The organism is Bowmanella yangjiangensis (assembly GCF_017255015.1).
GTDB lineage: Bacteria > Pseudomonadota > Gammaproteobacteria > Enterobacterales > Alteromonadaceae > Bowmanella > Bowmanella yangjiangensis.
Genome location: NZ_JAFKCS010000436.1, coordinates 1 through 320, shown reverse-complemented (window position 1 = coordinate 320; position 320 = coordinate 1). Strand labels below are relative to the sequence as shown.

1 protein-coding gene is annotated in these 320 nt (G+C 68.1%); it reads left to right on the top strand.

From position 1 onward, the window contains the following. Positions 1-320, top strand: a 320-nt coding sequence (locus J0A65_RS25005) for a type IV pilus assembly protein FimV (RefSeq protein ID WP_206596930.1), incomplete at both ends; no start/stop codon positions are given.

Genomic DNA, 320 nt, shown 5'->3' with positions numbered 1-320 from the left:
CTGGAGGCGGCCAACGTCTACATCGCCTATGGCCGCCTCAGCGAGGCGCGCGGTGAGTTGAACAAGGCGCTGTTGCAGGAGCCGCAACGCAGTGACCTGCGCTTCCGCTTGCTGGAAGTCCTGGCGCAGCAGGGTGATGGCCAGGCCTTCGCCCGTGAAGAAGCGGTTCTGCGCGCCGAGGGCTTCGACGAGGCGCGTCTCGACGCCCTGCAAGCCAGGCATCCCAACCTGCGGACGGCGCAACCCGAGCCGAGCGAGCCTGTCGTTCAGGCAGCGGCGCCAGCACCGGACGAGCCGGTCACCGAGCCTGACTTTCAGCT